The 15,156-nt window shown below is 63.7% G+C and carries 20 protein-coding genes; 11 read left to right on the top strand and 9 right to left on the bottom strand.

The window, feature by feature from the left end:
* Window positions 1-72: 72 nt before the first annotated feature.
* The gene (gene thrS, locus ACRARG_RS15285) at window positions 73-2,055 is read left to right on the top strand and encodes a threonine--tRNA ligase (RefSeq protein WP_432690876.1); all 1,983 of its coding nucleotides are present in this window, start codon (window positions 73-75) and stop codon (window positions 2,053-2,055) included.
* A 188-nt stretch (window positions 2,056-2,243) separates the two neighbouring features.
* Here the strand turns inward: thrS and ACRARG_RS15280 are convergent, their stop codons facing one another.
* Both ACRARG_RS15280 and ACRARG_RS15275 read right to left on the bottom strand, forming a co-directional pair.
* Window positions 2,244-2,882, bottom strand: a complete 639-nt coding sequence (locus ACRARG_RS15280; protein WP_432690875.1) for an NrsF family protein — start codon at window positions 2,880-2,882, stop codon at window positions 2,244-2,246.
* A 42-nt stretch (window positions 2,883-2,924) separates the two neighbouring features.
* On the bottom strand, window positions 2,925-3,464 hold the full coding sequence (locus ACRARG_RS15275) for a sigma-70 family RNA polymerase sigma factor (protein WP_432690874.1): 540 nt from the start codon (window positions 3,462-3,464) through the stop codon (window positions 2,925-2,927).
* A 204-nt stretch (window positions 3,465-3,668) separates the two neighbouring features.
* Here ACRARG_RS15275 and ACRARG_RS15270 point away from each other — a divergent pair, with 204 nt between their 5' ends.
* The 4 genes from ACRARG_RS15270 (at window position 3,669) to ACRARG_RS15255 (ending at window position 6,238) form a co-directional block, all read left to right on the top strand.
* Window positions 3,669-3,986 carry a BufA1 family periplasmic bufferin-type metallophore gene (locus ACRARG_RS15270; RefSeq protein WP_432690873.1) on the top strand — a complete coding sequence of 106 codons (318 nt, stop codon included), beginning with the start codon at window positions 3,669-3,671 and terminating at the stop codon, window positions 3,984-3,986.
* Window positions 3,987-4,063: 77 nt separating this feature from the next.
* Window positions 4,064-4,918 (top strand): MNIO family bufferin maturase, encoded by an 855-nt coding sequence (gene bufB, locus ACRARG_RS15265; protein ID WP_432690872.1) that lies wholly within the window; start codon window positions 4,064-4,066, stop codon window positions 4,916-4,918.
* On the top strand, window positions 4,915-5,673 hold the full coding sequence (locus ACRARG_RS15260; protein WP_432690871.1) for an HvfC/BufC family peptide modification chaperone: 759 nt from the start codon (window positions 4,915-4,917) through the stop codon (window positions 5,671-5,673). The genes bufB and ACRARG_RS15260 overlap by 4 nt, the downstream gene beginning before the upstream one ends.
* 1 nt (window position 5,674) lies before the next feature.
* Window positions 5,675-6,238 (top strand): DoxX family protein, encoded by a 564-nt coding sequence (locus ACRARG_RS15255; protein WP_432690870.1) that lies wholly within the window; start codon window positions 5,675-5,677, stop codon window positions 6,236-6,238.
* Here ACRARG_RS15255 and ACRARG_RS15250 read toward each other — a convergent pair.
* Window positions 6,189-6,557 (bottom strand): hypothetical protein, encoded by a 369-nt coding sequence (locus ACRARG_RS15250; RefSeq protein ID WP_432690869.1) that lies wholly within the window; start codon window positions 6,555-6,557, stop codon window positions 6,189-6,191. The two genes, ACRARG_RS15255 and ACRARG_RS15250, sit on opposite strands and share 50 nt — an antisense overlap.
* Window positions 6,558-6,560: 3 nt before the next feature.
* Window positions 6,561-6,881: an ArsC/Spx/MgsR family protein gene (locus tag ACRARG_RS15245; protein WP_432690868.1), complete on the bottom strand. Its 321-nt coding sequence runs from the start codon at window positions 6,879-6,881 to the stop codon at window positions 6,561-6,563.
* 205 nt (window positions 6,882-7,086) lie between these two features.
* Between ACRARG_RS15245 and ACRARG_RS15240 the strand changes: the two genes are divergently transcribed.
* Window positions 7,087-7,293, top strand: a complete 207-nt coding sequence (locus ACRARG_RS15240) for a cold-shock protein (protein WP_009807312.1) — start codon at window positions 7,087-7,089, stop codon at window positions 7,291-7,293.
* A gap of 61 nt (window positions 7,294-7,354) precedes the next feature.
* Here ACRARG_RS15240 and ACRARG_RS15235 read toward each other — a convergent pair whose 3' ends face one another.
* The 5 genes from ACRARG_RS15235 to ACRARG_RS15215 all read right to left on the bottom strand — a co-directional run bounded on the left by ACRARG_RS15235 (window position 7,355) and on the right by ACRARG_RS15215 (window position 10,251).
* A complete protein-coding gene (locus tag ACRARG_RS15235; protein ID WP_432690867.1) occupies window positions 7,355-7,645 on the bottom strand; it encodes a hypothetical protein in 291 nt (96 codons plus the stop codon).
* 153 nt (window positions 7,646-7,798) lie between these two features.
* Window positions 7,799-8,089 carry a hypothetical protein gene (locus ACRARG_RS15230; protein ID WP_432690866.1) on the bottom strand — a complete coding sequence of 97 codons (291 nt, stop codon included), beginning with the start codon at window positions 8,087-8,089 and terminating at the stop codon, window positions 7,799-7,801.
* An 81-nt stretch (window positions 8,090-8,170) separates the two neighbouring features.
* A complete protein-coding gene (locus ACRARG_RS15225; protein WP_432690865.1) occupies window positions 8,171-8,575 on the bottom strand; it encodes a DUF2177 family protein in 405 nt (134 codons plus the stop codon).
* A 116-nt stretch (window positions 8,576-8,691) separates the two neighbouring features.
* Window positions 8,692-9,177 carry a dihydrofolate reductase gene (locus tag ACRARG_RS15220; protein WP_432690864.1) on the bottom strand — a complete coding sequence of 162 codons (486 nt, stop codon included), beginning with the start codon at window positions 9,175-9,177 and terminating at the stop codon, window positions 8,692-8,694.
* A 177-nt stretch (window positions 9,178-9,354) separates the two neighbouring features.
* Window positions 9,355-10,251 carry a thymidylate synthase gene (locus ACRARG_RS15215; RefSeq protein WP_432690863.1) on the bottom strand — a complete coding sequence of 299 codons (897 nt, stop codon included), beginning with the start codon at window positions 10,249-10,251 and terminating at the stop codon, window positions 9,355-9,357.
* Between the two features lie 439 nt (window positions 10,252-10,690).
* Here ACRARG_RS15215 and ACRARG_RS15210 point away from each other — a divergent pair, with 439 nt between their 5' ends.
* The 5 genes from ACRARG_RS15210 to ACRARG_RS15190 all read left to right on the top strand — a co-directional run bounded on the left by ACRARG_RS15210 (window position 10,691) and on the right by ACRARG_RS15190 (window position 15,093).
* Window positions 10,691-11,731, top strand: coding sequence for a hypothetical protein (locus tag ACRARG_RS15210; protein ID WP_432690862.1), 1,041 nt, complete (start codon window positions 10,691-10,693; stop codon window positions 11,729-11,731).
* A 31-nt stretch (window positions 11,732-11,762) separates the two neighbouring features.
* Window positions 11,763-13,148: a hypothetical protein gene (locus ACRARG_RS15205; protein WP_432690861.1), complete on the top strand. Its 1,386-nt coding sequence runs from the start codon at window positions 11,763-11,765 to the stop codon at window positions 13,146-13,148.
* A 93-nt stretch (window positions 13,149-13,241) separates the two neighbouring features.
* Window positions 13,242-13,670 (top strand): VOC family protein, encoded by a 429-nt coding sequence (locus ACRARG_RS15200; RefSeq protein WP_432690860.1) that lies wholly within the window; start codon window positions 13,242-13,244, stop codon window positions 13,668-13,670.
* Window positions 13,664-14,365 carry a DUF1194 domain-containing protein gene (locus ACRARG_RS15195; protein WP_432690859.1) on the top strand — a complete coding sequence of 234 codons (702 nt, stop codon included), beginning with the start codon at window positions 13,664-13,666 and terminating at the stop codon, window positions 14,363-14,365. Before ACRARG_RS15200 ends, ACRARG_RS15195 begins: the two co-directional genes overlap by 7 nt.
* Entirely contained in the window at window positions 14,362-15,093 is a 732-nt protein-coding gene (locus ACRARG_RS15190) for a DUF1194 domain-containing protein (RefSeq protein ID WP_432690858.1), read from the top strand. Before ACRARG_RS15195 ends, ACRARG_RS15190 begins: the two co-directional genes overlap by 4 nt.
* Window positions 15,094-15,156 lie beyond the last annotated feature (63 nt).

The following is a 15,156-nucleotide window of genomic DNA, read 5'->3' as shown; positions in this document are numbered from 1 at the left end:
CGCATCCCTGCCCCCGCAACATAACCCGCAACCGGGCGTTCCGTGGGCGCCAAACCGACGAGGAGGACTCTTATGTCCCAGATCACCCTCACCTTCCCCGATGGCAATTCCAAACAGGTTGATGCTGGCATCACGCCGGCACAGGTGGCCGCCGATATCTCGACCTCGCTGGGCAAGAAGGCCATCAGCGCGACGGTGAATGGCGCGCATTACGACCTGCAGTGGCCGATCGACGGCGATGCCTCTATCGCGATCCACACGATGCAGGACGACGATCAGGCGCTGGAGCTGATCCGGCACGACCTCGCCCATATCATGGCGCGCGCGGTGCAGGAGATCTGGCCGGACATCAAAGTCACCATCGGCCCGGTCCGCGACTATGGCTGGTTCTACGATTTCGACCGGGCGGAGCCCTTCACGCCCGAAGACCTCGGCCAGATCGAAGCGAAGATGAAAGAGATCATCAACGCCCGCGACGATGTGAAGACCGAGGTCTGGTCGCGCGCAGATGCCATTGCGCATTACGAAAAGACCGGCGAGCCCTACAAGGTCGAGCTGATCAACCGCATCCCCGGCGATGAGCCGATCCGGATGTACTGGCATGGCGACTGGCAGGATCTCTGCCGCGGGCCGCATCTGCAGTCCACGGGGCAGGTTCCGGCGGATGCTTTCAAACTGACCCATGTGGCCGGTGCCTACTGGCTGGGCGACAGCACGCGGCCGATGCTGCAGCGGATCTACGGCGTGGCCTTCAAGAACCGCAATGACCTCAAGGCGCATCTGACCATGCTGGAGGAGGCCGCCAAGCGCGACCACCGCAAGCTGGGCCGGGAGATGGACCTGTTCCACATGCAGGAAGAGGCGCCCGGTCAGGTCTTCTGGCATCCGAATGGCTGGACCATCTATACCACGCTGCAGGATTACATGCGGCGCAAGCAGCGCGCGGGCGGCTATAAGGAGGTCAACACGCCTCAGGTCGTCGACCGCAAGCTCTGGGAAGCCTCGGGCCACTGGGACAAGTACCAGCACCATATGTTCATCGTCGAAGTGGACGAGAGCCGCGATGGCGAGAATGACGATGCCGCCGCGACGAGCCGGGAACACACCCGCATCAACGCGCTGAAGCCGATGAACTGCCCCTGCCATGTGCAGGTGTTCAACCAGGGTCTAAAATCCTATCGCGACCTGCCGCTGCGGCTGGCCGAGTTCGGGTCCTGCGCACGGTTTGAACCCTCAGGCGCGCTGCACGGGATCATGCGGGTGCGCGGCTTTACCCAGGACGACGGGCACATCTTCTGTACCGAGGATCAGATCCAGTCGGAATGCGCGCGGTTCATCGCCTTCCTGGCCGACATCTATGCCGAGCTGGGCTTTGCCAAATTCGAGATCAAATTCGCCACCCGGCCGGAAAAGCGCGTCGGAACGGAGGAGAGCTGGGATTATGTCGAGGCGGCGCTGGAAAACGCGATCAAGGCTGTCGGGCATGAGTATACTTTGGAGCCGGGCGATGGCGCATTCTACGGGCCGAAGCTTGATTTCTACCTGACCGATGCGATTGGCCGGGTCTGGCAGTGCGGCACCTTCCAGGTGGACCCGAACCTGCCGGAGCGGCTGGGCGCAAGCTATATCGGGGCGGATGGCGAAAAGCACCGGCCCTTTATGCTGCACCGCGCGACGCTGGGGTCGTTCGAACGGTTCATCGGTATTCTGGTGGAGGACAGCGCGGGCCGGCTGCCGGTCTGGCTGGCGCCGCGTCAGGTCGTTGTCGCCTCTATCGTGTCGGATGCGGATGACTATTGCCGGGAGGTCGCCGCGATGCTGAGCGCTGCGGGCATCCGGGCCGAGGTCGATCTGCGCAACGAAAAGATCAACTACAAGGTCCGTGAGCATTCACTTGGCAAGGTGCCCTATATCCTCGCCTGCGGGATGAAAGAGGTGGAGGAGCGGACCGTTTCGACCCGTATCCTGGGGGAGAAGCAGACCAAGATGCAGACGCTGGAGGAAATTCTGGCAGAGCTGAAGCTGGGCGCGCTGCCGCCGGATCTGCGCGGCTGACCGGGACCGCCGGGGCCCGGTCGGGTGTCTTTGGGCCTGCGGTGTCGGACCCTGTAGAGGTAAGTTAAGCCTGCGCAGGTGGCGATGTCGGATGCCTCCGGCGGGAGTATTTTGGGAAAGATGAAGGGGGGCGTGGCGCGAAAAGACCATGCCCCCCAGTCATTATTCCTGTTATTCAGATCAGATGGCTACCAGCGCAGCCAGCGCCCGGCGATGGCGCCAATTCCGGTGCTGGCCAGAATGCCCAGAGTATACCAGGTGCCGTAGAAAAGCGGCGAATCCTCGGTGCAGAAGGTCGAATAGAGCGCGGCACCGAGCCCCCCGGCGGCCAGCCCGGCCAGTGCGCCTGCCAGATGAGGGCGCAGCGGCGCGCCGCGGCGCAGGGCGGCGATGAGGCCGGTCAGGATCGGCATGGACAGCAGCGTGATCGCGGGCAGGCAGACCGGGATCGAATGGCCCAGCCAGTCGGTCACACGTTGCGAGGCGGGCGTGGTCACAAAGGCCCAGACAACAAGCGCGGCGCCAATCACCGGAACCACCCAGATCAGCCGCTTCGGCGTGCCGGGGGCGGCGGCAGGGCGGGAGGCGCGCAGACCCAGCATCAGCGCCAGCGCAAAGAGCGCCAGCGGCAGCAGGGTCTTGGCCAGAATGACCGGCTGCATCATCGCGGCCTCCAGCCCCGCGCGCGGGCCCAGCACCAGCCAGTAGCCCAGCACCGCCACGACAAGGCCCGCGACAATGCCCAGAGCCGCCCGCTGCGCGACGGGTGCGGCGGGCTGGGGGGCGGCATCCTGTGCCAACATGGATATGAGGTCGTCGGTCTTCATCTGTCTCGTGTCTCTGGTCTTCTGTCCGTTCCGTTCGTTCCGCTAGCCGTCTTCCGACATGGCCAGGTCCTTCAGCCGCAGCATGGCGCGGTGGTAGGCCACCCGCACCGCGCCCTCGTTCATCCCGAGCTCTGCTCCGATCTCTCCGGCGCTTTGCCCTTCCAGCCCCAGGGCCTGCACGATCTGTGCCGACCTCTGGTCGATCTTGCCCAGCAGCACGCGCAGATCGCGGGCGGCTGTTGTCTCTCCCCCCTCCTCCGGCAGAACCTCGACCAGATCGTCGATGGGCACCTGCGGGACCGTGCGGCCCCGGCGGCGCAGAGCATCGGCCGCCTTGTAACGCGCAATGGCATAGAGCCAGGGCGTCACCGGGTCTTCCTCCCGCCATGTATGGCGCTTGGCGTGAACCGCAAGCAGGACCTCCTGCAGGATGTCTTCCGTATCTTCCGACCCGCCGGTCCGGGCGCGGACGATACTGCGCAGCACGGGGGCAATCTCTGACAGGAAGGCGGCATAGGCCGGACCTTCCCCACGCAGGCCCCTGCGCAGCAGATCGCTCCAACGGTCGTTGCGGTCGGGCATCTGCCACTCCATTCGCCCCCAAGTGGGCAAACGTTACAGCGGGGACGGAAAAAACTGCAATCCCATCACTCGTTCGTGAGCGGTGTAACAGATCGGGTCCGGGCGGCGAACAGCATGGCACGGACGCCAGAGAGGCGCCGCCACACCGCGCCATCCCGGCGCAGAGACCCAAACGCCGCAAGGCGTACATATACGGAGAGACCCATGTCCAACAAAGCTCTGATGCTGACCGCCATCGCCGCCGCCTTCACCGCAACCGGTGCAACCGTTGCTTCCGCCGAAAGCGCCGTGAAGTGCTACGGCATCTCCATGGCTGGCAAGAATGGCTGTGCCGCGGGCCCCGGCACCACCTGCGCCGGCACCTCCAAGGTCGATTACCAGGGCAACGCCTGGACGCTGGCCAAGGAAGGCACCTGCGAATCCGCCATGCCGACGCTGGCCGACGGCACCATGGTCGAGCTGCCCGAAGGCAAGATGGGCAGCCTGATGGCGCTGGAGCGTGACCTGCCGATGGAAGGCTGAGGCCATCCGCGCGGGGCGGGTTCTGCCCGCCCCGTCGCTTTCCGGGCCCGCGGGCCCCTGACCTGACGGAGGATCCCATGTTTCCCACGCAGCTTCCCGCCGCCCCCGGTGTCGGCTTCAAGCCCCAGCATTACGACGCGCTGATCGGCGATCCCGCGCCCGTCCGCTGGCTGGAGATCCATGCGGAGAATTACATGGGCGACGGCGGACGGCCGCTGGCCATGCTGCGCCACCTGTCAGACCGATTTGAATTTTCCGTGCATGGCGTGGGCCTGTCGATCGGCGGTGAAGGCCGTCTGGATCCGGACCATCTGGCACGGCTGAAACACCTGTGCGACTGGCTGCAACCGGCCAGCTTTTCCGAACATCTGGCCTGGTCGACCCATGACGGGGCCTATCTGAACGACCTGCTCCCCCTGCCCTATACGGAGGCCACGCTTGCCCGCGTCGCCGACCATGTCGACGAGGTGCAGGAGGTGCTGGGGCGGCCGATGCTGCTGGAAAACCCCTCCTCCTACCTCGCCTTTGCCGAGAGCACGATGTCGGAGACCGACTTCCTGCGGGAGGTCGCGCGGCGTACCGGATGCGGTCTGCTGCTCGATGTGAACAATGTCTTTGTCTCTGCGGTAAACCTCGGGATGGATGCGCGCGCCTATGTGGCCGATTTCGCGATGGACCGGGTGGGCGAGATCCATCTAGGCGGGCATGACGAGGATATGGACGACCTCGGCGCCCCGCTGCTGATCGACAGCCACGGGCGGGAGGTGGCCGATCCGGTCTGGGCACTGCTGGACGATGTGCTGGCGCGGTCCGGTGCGGCGCCGCTGCTGATCGAATGGGATACGGATGTGCCGGACTGGCCGGTTCTGGCGGCAGAGGCGCGCCGCGCCGCAGATGCGCTCAGCCGCGCCGCGCAGAGGGCTGCGGCATGACCACCGGGCAGACCATGCTGCGGTCCGCGATCCTCGACCCCGCACGCGCGGTGCCCACCGGGCTGACGGACGGTCAGGGGCGCCCCGCCGGGCGCCGGTTCTCCGTCTATCGCAACAATGTGGCTGTCAGCCTGACGGAGGCGCTGGCCGAAGGCTTTCCCGCCTGTCGCGCTGTCTTGGGGCCGGAGATGTTCGGCGGAATGGCCGGGGAATATCTGCGTCAGAGCCCGCCCTGCAGCCCGGTCATGGCGGATTACGGTCATGACCTGGACAAGTTCCTCGCAGCCGCGCCGCAGCTGGAGAAACACCGCTGGCTGGCGGACCTCGCCCGGTTCGAATACCTGCTGCGCGTCTCCTACCACGCGGCGGATGCGGTGCCGGTCTCGGCCGATCACTTCGCCGCCCTGCCGCCGGAAGAGCTGGGGGGTCAGCGTTTCGCCCTGGCCCCCGCGCTCCGGTTCCTGCAATCGCGATGGGCCGTGCTGTCGATCTGGCAGGCGGCGATGACCGGCGATCCGCTTGCCACCCTGCCGCAGCGTCCGGAAAACGTGCTGATCCTGCGGCCCGCCTATGACCCGGAGGCGCATCTGCTGCATCCCGGCGACGCCGTATTCCTGACGGTGCTGGGCGATGGTCAGACGCTGGAAAGTGCCGCGCTCGCCGCCGCCGCGATTGCCGAGGGACATGATCCGACCCGCCTGCTCAGCCTGCTGTTGCAGAATGGCGCCCTTACCCGCCCCAAGACGGAGACCTGAGATGACCGACCCGACCGCCCCCCTTGCCCGCCTATCACCGGTTCTGCCGCTGCTGGCTCGGGTCAGCTTCGCCGCCGTTCTGCTGGTCTATTTCTGGGCCTCGGCGCTGACCAAGCTGGGCAGCGGGATCACCGGGCTCTTCAAGCCCTCGCTCAACGCCTATGCGCAGATCTTTCCCCGCGCCACGGAGGCGGCAGGCTATGACCTGTCGCAACTTGGCATCTTTCACTGGCTGGTGGTTCTGGGCGGCACCTGGGCGGAATTCATCCTGCCGCTGATGGTGGTGCTGGGCCTGCTGACGCGGCTGTCATCGCTGGGCATGATCGGGTTTATCGCGGTGCAGACGCTGACCGACCTCTTCGGTCACGGTGCGCTTGGCCAGCCCGAAACGCTGGGCGCCTGGTTCGACCGGGTGCCGGATGCGCTGATCCTCGATCAACGGCTGCTCTGGGTGATGCCGCTGATGACGCTTGTGGTGATGGGCGGCGGGGTGCTGTCGCTTGACCGGGTACTGTTCAGAAATGCGCCTTCGGCTCATCCGGCTTCCCCGCAGCCAGCGCAATAACGCCTGCCGCGCCACAGAAGGCGATGGGGAAGAGCGTGAAGAACGTGATCCCGAACCCCAGGTACATGCCAAGGCAGGCCAGCAGCAGCAGCACCCCGCCCCAGAGCGCCCGCGCCTTGGCCATGCCTGCCCCGGCCAGGGCCAGAATGGGCGACAGCAGGGCGGCGGTGCGCAGCAGTTCGACATTGCCGACCTGTTCGAAGAGCCCCTCGATCTCGCCATATTGTTCGATGAACGTCGTATAGCCGAAGCTTAAGAAACCGACGATCAGCCCCATGAGGCCGCCGATCATGCCAAGGGTCAGCGCCGCATTGCGCATGGGTCAGGACCTTTCCGCAACTGCCGACTGGACATCCTTGGTCCAGCCCAGGAACAGGGCACCATCTGCCATGATCAGGGGGCGCTTCATCAGCGTGGGATAGGCGCGCAGCAGGGCGCGATCCTCCTGATTTCGCTGGCTTTCATCCAGCTCCCGCCAGGTCGTGGACCGGCGGTTCACCAGATCAGAGCCGAATTCCGCAAGCGCCGCGTCGAGATCGGCATCAGATAACGGTGATTCCCGAACATCGGAAAACTCTGCATCTGGCAATGCTTTGCGCGCCTTGCGGCAGGTGTCGCAATTTTTCAGCCCGAATATGCGCATGCCGTTCCTTTCATTAAGCGTTTCGACTTAGATAGGTAACAAATGCCAAGGATGCACCCGGGTTTCGCTTGCTTTTTACATCCACCCTACACTCTTCTTAACGTGTGACATGGGACGTCGGCATTTGCCCCGGTCAGGTAAGGCCCGCGCCTTTGCATGTCATGGCCCGCAATTCCGCGGGGGAGACGACAAAAGGAGATGCGGCATGCCGGTCGGCACCGTTAAATGGTTTAATACTACCAAAGGCTACGGGTTCATCGAACCCGAGGAGGGAGGCAAAGACGTTTTTGTCCATATTTCCGCCGTTGAGCGGTCCGGACTGACCGGGCTCGCCGATAACCAGAAGGTCGGTTACGAACTTCAGGATGGGCGGGACGGGCGTAAGATGGCGTCTGACCTCAAACTGCTCTGATCAGTTCCAGTGCGATGTGCCCCGGCCGCTGTGGCCGGGTTTCTTTTGGCGACTGCCTGTATCAGGCAGGATCGCGACCGGGTGTTTCGATCCAGGATTCACCCATGGCCACGATGCAGCTTTGTCCCGTGGCGTAGGTGATGACCATCGTCCAATCACCCTGTTGGTCTGTCCAGACCTCTACAATCTGTTCCGGCCCCCGAAGGCCCATAGAGTGGCGCGTGCTGCCCAGGGAAGTGGCCAGCTTCTGCTCCATCCGGGCCTTGGGTTCACAGATAACCTCGGCAATGGGGTTGGCGGTCAGCGGCGCGGCTGACAGGACAAGGGCAATTGAGAGAGCGAGACGGAGCAACGCGGGAGCCTGTTGAACTTGTTTTCTCAAGTGTAACAGAAATATGACGGCCTGCACATGTCTCTCTCTGCTCCGAGCATAAAAAAACGCGCCTCAGAGGCGCGTTCCACGCTCGTCTTGCAGATCGTGCCGCGTCCGGGCCCGACGTCGGTGTCAGTTCCGCGGAGATTTGGAGCCGTTCCAGCCCTGCGGAGATTTAGACCCGTAATAGGTCGGCGCCGGGGCATAGTAGCGCTTACGCGGCACGGGATGCGCCTGATACTGGGCGTATGTGACATTCTGGTTGGGAACGCCGCAGCAGATCACCCCACCCATCTGAATAGGCTGCAGCCCCTGCGGGCAGTAATTGGCCTTGGCCGGATAGGGGAAGAGCTTGGCATCCGCCGCGGCCGCGCCTGCGGTCGCCATCAGGCCAAGCCCTGCGATCATCAGAATTTTTTTCATTCAGTCTGCCCTCGTAATCAGCCGCTTCGGCGGCAATCTGCTGACAGATTAACACCTTGAGTCGAAAACGCAAAACCTTGTTTACATGCGAAAGATCATGCGGGTGATTATCACCCCGAGTACCGCAGCGACCCCCGTGAGAACCGTCCCCCAGGCCAGGTCGAGCGCGACCATCTTTGGTGCCCAGTCCTTGAGCGTGGCATAATTGGTGAATTCGTAGGTGCCATAGGCCATCGCGCCGATCAACGCGCCATTGCTGAGAGCCTGAAGGGGCGCATTCGCCCGCAAAGCGGGGAGGGAGACGAACCAGACCAGTGCACCCACGTAAAACAGGTAGAAGACTGCTGCGGGACCGATGCGGAGATCCTGCAAAAGCAGGTTGCCGATCCGGGTTTCGAACACCGGACGCATGACTTTTTTCAGCATAAGCGCATCGAGGCCCAGAAAGATCAGGGCGGTCGAGAGGTAGAGGGTCAGGGTCTGCATATCGGCCTCCTTTGCATGACATACGCCGGGCAACGGCAGCTGGATCATCGGGGCCGCGCGGCTTTCATGATGGATGTCGCCGGCAAGGGGCGGGCAAACGACCGGCTGCGGTGAGATCAGCTCCGCCGGCGCAGCAATTCCCTGGTCACGTAGCCTGTCCCCGTCTCCGCCGTGGCTGCGGCTGCCGATACCTCCTGCCAGTCAGCCTCTTCCAGCTGCGGGAAATAGGTATCCGCCCCCTCTACGCTCAGGTCGACCTCTGTCAGAAGCAACCGGTCCGCCAGCGGCAGCATCTCTGCGTAGATCGAGGCACCGCCAATGCCGTAGATGCGGAAATAGCCCTCCGCCCGGGCGACCGATACGGCCTCTGCCACCGATGCAACGACGTGATCCGTCAGGTCACTGTCGCGCGAGACGACGATATTCATTCTATTTTTCAGAGGCTTCACCGGAAGGCTCTCCCAGGTCCGGCGCCCCATGACGATCGCACCACCCGTGGTTTCACGCTGAAACAGCTTCATGTCGCCCGGCAGGTGCCAGGGGATGTCATTGTCCCGCCCAATCGCGCCATTGCGGTCGCGCGCCACAACAAGCGTAATCACAGGATCACCACGCCAGTTATCCGCGGCCGATTGCCCGCTGTTTGCCCTACCCCGGCACCTCTGTTCATCTGATCACTCCTTTGATCCGGCACCGTCACAGGCGGGACCTCAGGCCCGGCGGCACCCCGATGCAGCGCGCGCGCCATGCAAGGCCATCTCCGCTTCATTTCAACACGCTCACACGGCGACATCCGCGCGGATCGCGGCATGGGGCGCGTATCCCTCCACCTCGAAATCTTCGATCCGGTAGTCGTCAATGCTCTTTGCCTGACGCAGCAGCCGCATGCGGGGAAGCGGGCGCGGCTCCCGGGTCATCTGCTCGCGCGCCTGATCGAGGTGGTTCAGATAAAGATGTACGTCGCCGCCCACCCAGACCAGCTCTCCGGGTTGCAATCCGGCCTGCTGCGCCAGCATCAGCTGCAAGGCGGTGGCGCCGACATAGTTGAATGCCGCCCCCAAAAGCAGGTCGACCGAGCGCTGGAACAAAAGGCAGTTCAGCCGCCCGTCCGATGTCACGTGATACTGGTAGACCATATGACAGGGCGGCAGAGCCATGCTGCCCAGTTCGGGAACGTTCCAGCCATGAAACAGCATGCGGCGGCTGGAGGGGTTTTCCCGCAGCGTCCGAACCAATTCGGCGATCTGGTCATATTCCTTGCCATCCGCGCCCAGCCAGCGCCGCCACTGTTTGCCATAGACGGGCCCAAGCTCGCCCCAGCGTGCGGCAAACGCGTCGTCTTCGACGATCCGAGCCTCGAACGCCTCCTGAGAGATATCTTCGCCGGTTTCCTTCCGGTAGGCGGCCAGCGGCCAGTCCGACCAGATCCGGACATTTTCGCGCAGGAGCGGCTGGATATTCGTTCCCCCCGTCAGGAACCACAGCATTTCCTTGACCGCGGTCTTCCAGTAGACGCGCTTGGTCGTGAGGATGGGAACAGTGCCCTGCGACAGGTCAAACCGCACCATGGCCCCAAAGATGGACCGCGTCCCGACACCCGTTCTGTCGATACGTTCATCCCCGTTTTCAAGAACCTGTGCCAGAAGGTCGAGGTATTGATATTCAGGATGACGCATCGGCGGACCTCGCGGGGATGAGGGGGCAAGAGTATGGGACCGACCTTACCGAAGGCCGCCAACCGCTTCCAGCAGAGTGGCGGGTCCGAAACCGCAGAGCGGCTGGCACCCGTGCCGCCGGCCCTGCGGGCGCAGATGGCCGAGCGATACGATCCTGCAGGACCAAAAGCAGTTCTTTATTGTGACGCATGAACATCCTCGGGGCGGCGCGGGTCGACGAAGGCGCGAGTCCCTCCGGAGCATATCTTGTAAGGATACGGATTTAAACCGCAACATCGGGTAGAGACAAAAGCGCCGCACCGGGAAAGGAATCCGCCCGCACCGCCTTTGAAACATTGACTTACTGCGGCCCGGACGGGACTATCGCGCCAACGGGGCCGCAGAGCCCGCAGGATCGAGGCAGTTTGGAATGTTGACGCGTTTGGCGCTCTCCTTTGGTATGGTGGCTCTCCTTTCGGGATGTGCGGGCAGTACCAACCCTTTCATCGAAAACGACCCGGATGCCGAGGATACCGTCCGCGACGACCTGCCGCCGGGGACAGAAAACCCGAGCGCGCGGTCCGTGATCACGCGGTCCGAAGCCGAGACGGAAAGCGGCGGCGGCACCGCTCTGGGCTATGAATACCGGGGCGATACCGATGAATTTTACGTCGACAACCTGCCCTTTGACGCCGACAACGTCTATGCGCGCGGCACCTCGATTTCATCGATCGGGCCGACCTCGGCCTTTCAGGTCTATGAAAGCGACTCCGGCACGATCGACCCGGTGACAACGACTCCGGTCAGCACGTTTTCCTACCGTGCAATTTACGGGCAGTCGCGGTCCGGTCAGGTTCAGTTCGCAATTGTCCGGTCCGGAAACTACGTGGATTACGGGTTCGGCGGCTATGTCTACCAGCGCAATGGCGAGACGACCGACGGCACGGCCACGCCATTTGTCCTGCCGGACTGTTCCGGCGCCTGCCAGGCCGATTATCGCGGCGATTATGCCGGGATCCGGGTGTTCGAGGGCAGCGGCGGGCTGGAGTACACGCAGGGCGAGGCCCAGCTCAAGGTCGACTTCGAAGACTTTAACGAACAGCGCACCGGCGCCGTTCTGTTTGTCCGCGACCGCCGGCTGTTCGATGTGAACGGCAATGATATTACCGCCAGTTATCTGGCTGCTCTCGAGGATCTGGACCCGTCCACGCGGATCATCAACGACGAAGTCGAGGACGGATATATGCCGACCATAGTGTCTGTCGTCGATCCGACCAATGTCGATACGAATGGCGAGATTGCCGGCGAAATTTCCAGCTATGTCGGCGATTCAGGCGGTACGGTGACCGAGCTGGACAGCGGCAACTACTATGCGATTCTGTCCGGGGAAGGGGCCGAAAGCGAAGTCGTCGGCATCGTCGTTGTCGAAAGCAGCGATCCGCGATTTGGCGGCGCCGTATCGGTGCAGGAAACGGGCGGCTTTATCCTTTACCGCCAGTAGGCAACCGGCCATGGTCCCGTTGCGGCCCCTTTTGACCCTGCTCCTGATCGCGCGGCGCGCCCTTCTGGGGCTGGCGCTGGCATATGGATGCGGGGCTGCGGGCAGTGCTATGGCACAGGGCCAGGCGGTTTCACCCGGAGAATTACGGGAGCTGGCGGTCAAAGCGCTCGACGCAGGTTATCCCGCGACGGCGCTGGACATGACGTCGGCCCTCCTGCGGCGGGATCCGCAGGATGTGCAGACCCTGCTCATCCGGTCGCGCGCGGCACGGGACACGGGCGACCACCCCCTGGCCCGGGCGACTGCGCGCCAGGCATGGGATCTGTCTGCCACGGACGACCGGGTGCGCTATTCGGCAGCGCTTGCCATGGCTCAGGCCCTGAGTTCGGAAGGCAAACGCACCCGGGCGCAGATCTGGCTGCGGCGCGCGGCCCAGATCGCCCCCGATGCGCAGACAAAATCCCGCGCCGTCAGGGATTTCCGGTACGTTCGCAGCCGAAACCGCTGGACGACAGAGCTGAATTTTAACCTCGCTCCGAAATCCAATATCAATAATGGCAGTTCCCGATCGACCGTAACCCTTCTGGTGTTTGACCAGCCCATCGAGGTCCCCCTGCCCGGCGCCACCCGCGCGCTGTCCGGGCTGGAATATTCGGGTGGCCTGTCCACACGTTTCCGCCTGGCCGAAACCACGCGCCGGGCGACCGACCTGACATTTTCGGCGCGCTACACGACCTATACGCTCAGCGGGTCCGCCCAGGCGGCCGCACCGGGGACGCAAGGGTCGGATTTTGCGCTCGGAACCGTGTACGGCGGCCTTTCGCATAAATGGCTGACGCAGAGCGGCCGGGCCGAATACACCATCGCCGGCGCGTTCGGGCGATCCTGGTACGGGGGGCAGGCCTATGGCAACCACAGTAATCTGTCGGCCGGGGTCAATATGGCGTTTGGCAAGCGGGACCGGCTGGGCGTCACCTTCAGCGCCGATCTGACACGCGGACCGGCAGCGCCGCATGCGGATGCTTTTGCCGTGTCGCTGCGCCATACGCATCGGACCCGCAGCGGCGCGATGCTGGGGGTCTGGACCTCGGCCACGCGCAGCCAGTCCGACATTCCGACGGCCGATTTCACGGATTTCGCCGCCGGGATCGATTTTGCCCCCCGCATCCTTGTGATGGGGGCGCAGCCGCGTTTCGGGATCGGCCTGCGGAGCAGAGACTACCCGTTTTCAGCCTATGCCCCCGGCTACAGAACGGATTTCGAACAGAATGCGTGGATCGACCTGACGTTCAAGAAGATCGACTATTACGGATTCCATCCGACGGTGCGGATGCAGCTGGCGCGCCCGGATTCCAATATCAACCTGTTCGACGTCGACCGCTCCGGGATCTCTTTCGGGATCACATCCGCGTATTGACGGGGCCCTCAGCCGCGACCTGTCCGGACTGGCCCCTCGACACGGGCGCCGCTTCCACTATCCTCCTCCTCGTTCGGAATTTAGGAGCTGTTCATGAAAGTCCGCTATCTGCACACGATGGTCCGTGTGAAAGACCTTGAAAAGAGCATGGCATTTTATGAGTTGCTCGGCCTGAAGGAAACCCGCCGGATCGAGAGCGAGGCCGGCCGCTTTTCCCTTATCTTCATGGCTGCGGAAGGCGATGAAGACTGCCCCGTGGAACTGACGTATAACTGGGATGGCGACAACGACCTGCCCTCTGACAGCCGTCATTTCGGGCATCTCGCCTATGCTGTGGAGGATATCTACGCCATGTGCGATCACCTGATGAAGAACGGGGTGACGATCAACCGGCCGCCCCGCGACGGGCGCATGGCTTTCGTTCGCTCGCCCGACAACATCTCTGTCGAGCTGTTGCAGGCGGGGGACGCGCAGGCACCGGCAGAACCCTGGGCGAGCATGGAAAACACCGGACATTGGTAAGACTTTTTTCAGCCCTTGCAGCGATCCTGATTGGCGCTGGCACTGCCCAGGCCGAATGTCGGCTGGCGCTAGTGCTGGCACTGGATGTCTCTGCTTCGGTTGATGAAGGGGAATATCGGCTTCAGCGCGACGGGCTGGCTGCCGCGCTGGACCGGCCGGAGATCCGGCAGGCAATTCTGACCGGCGCGCCCGGCCATGTCGCCCTGTCCGTCTTTGAATGGAGCGGGCGGTACCATCAGCACGTTGCGCTGGAGTGGATGGCGTTGACGGATACCGCCGCCATAGACCAGGCGGTCGCCAGGCTTGCGTCGGTCACCCGGTCCTATTCCAATATGCCGACCGCGGTCGGCTATGCTCTGGGCTATAGCTCGGGGTTGCTGCGCCGGGGGCCCGACTGCGCGCGGCAGGTTGTCGATCTGTCAGGTGACGGCATCAATAATGAGGGGTTCGGGCCGGAGCTTGCCTATCGTAATTTCCCGTTCGACGGGGTGACCGTGAATGGGCTGGTCATCGAGGGCCGGAACCGGGAGCTTGTCACCTTCTATGACCAGGAAGTGTTGCGCGGACCGGACGCGTTTCTTGAGCTCGCCTCCGGCTTTGACGAATTTGCCGAAGCGATGGCGCGCAAGCTTTACCGGGAACTTGGCGGGCTGTCGGTGGGCGCGCTGGAGGACGAGACACGGGCACCGGGATGAGATGTGTTGCGCTCGCGATCTGGCTGATTGCCGCGCTCCCCTGCCTCGCGCAGTCGACGAATGCCTGCCGCCAGGCGCTTTTGCTGGCGATCGATGTCTCGGGATCGGTGGATGCGGAGGAATATCGGCTTCAGCTGGAGGGGCTGGCCGCCGCGCTTGAGCATCCTCAGGTGGTGGCCGCCCTCACCGCAATGCCGGATGCACCGGTTCGTCTGGCCGTGATGGAATGGTCGGGGCCGGATTATCAGCGCATGATCCTGCCGTGGCGGACGATCCGTTCCGCGGCCGATCTGCCCGAGCTGCGGCAGCAGCTGCGGGCGACCCGGCGGGTCGAGGCGCCGCTCTCCACGGCGATCGGGTCGGCGCTGCTGCGTGGGCAAGCCGAGTTGGCCAGGGCCGGGCAGGCCAAATGCTGGCGCCGGGTCATCGATGTTTCCGGTGACGGGAAATCCAACACCGGCCCCCTGCCCGGCCAAATCTCAGAGAGTCTGGGCGATGTGCTGGTCAACGGTTTGGTCATCGCCGAGGCGGTGCCGACGGCCGGAGAGGGACGGCAGCCGGAACCGGGAGAGCTGGTCGCGTATTTCCGGGCCTATGTCCTGCACGGGCCCGATGCCTTTTTGGAAACCGCCTTCGGGTTCCGCGATTTTGAAGCTGCCATGGTCCGGAAATTGCTGAGGGAACTTTCGATCGAGCCGCTCGCGTTTCGGATGGATACCGCCAACTGAGGGGGCGCCGGGTTCAGGGCCAGAAAGACGTAAAGGCGCATGCGGTCATCAGGCAGGCACGGC

Source organism: Pseudooceanicola profundi (assembly GCF_050897955.1).
In the GTDB taxonomy this organism is placed as follows: domain Bacteria; phylum Pseudomonadota; class Alphaproteobacteria; order Rhodobacterales; family Rhodobacteraceae; genus Pseudooceanicola.
This window is presented reverse-complemented; position numbering and strand designations above follow the sequence as displayed.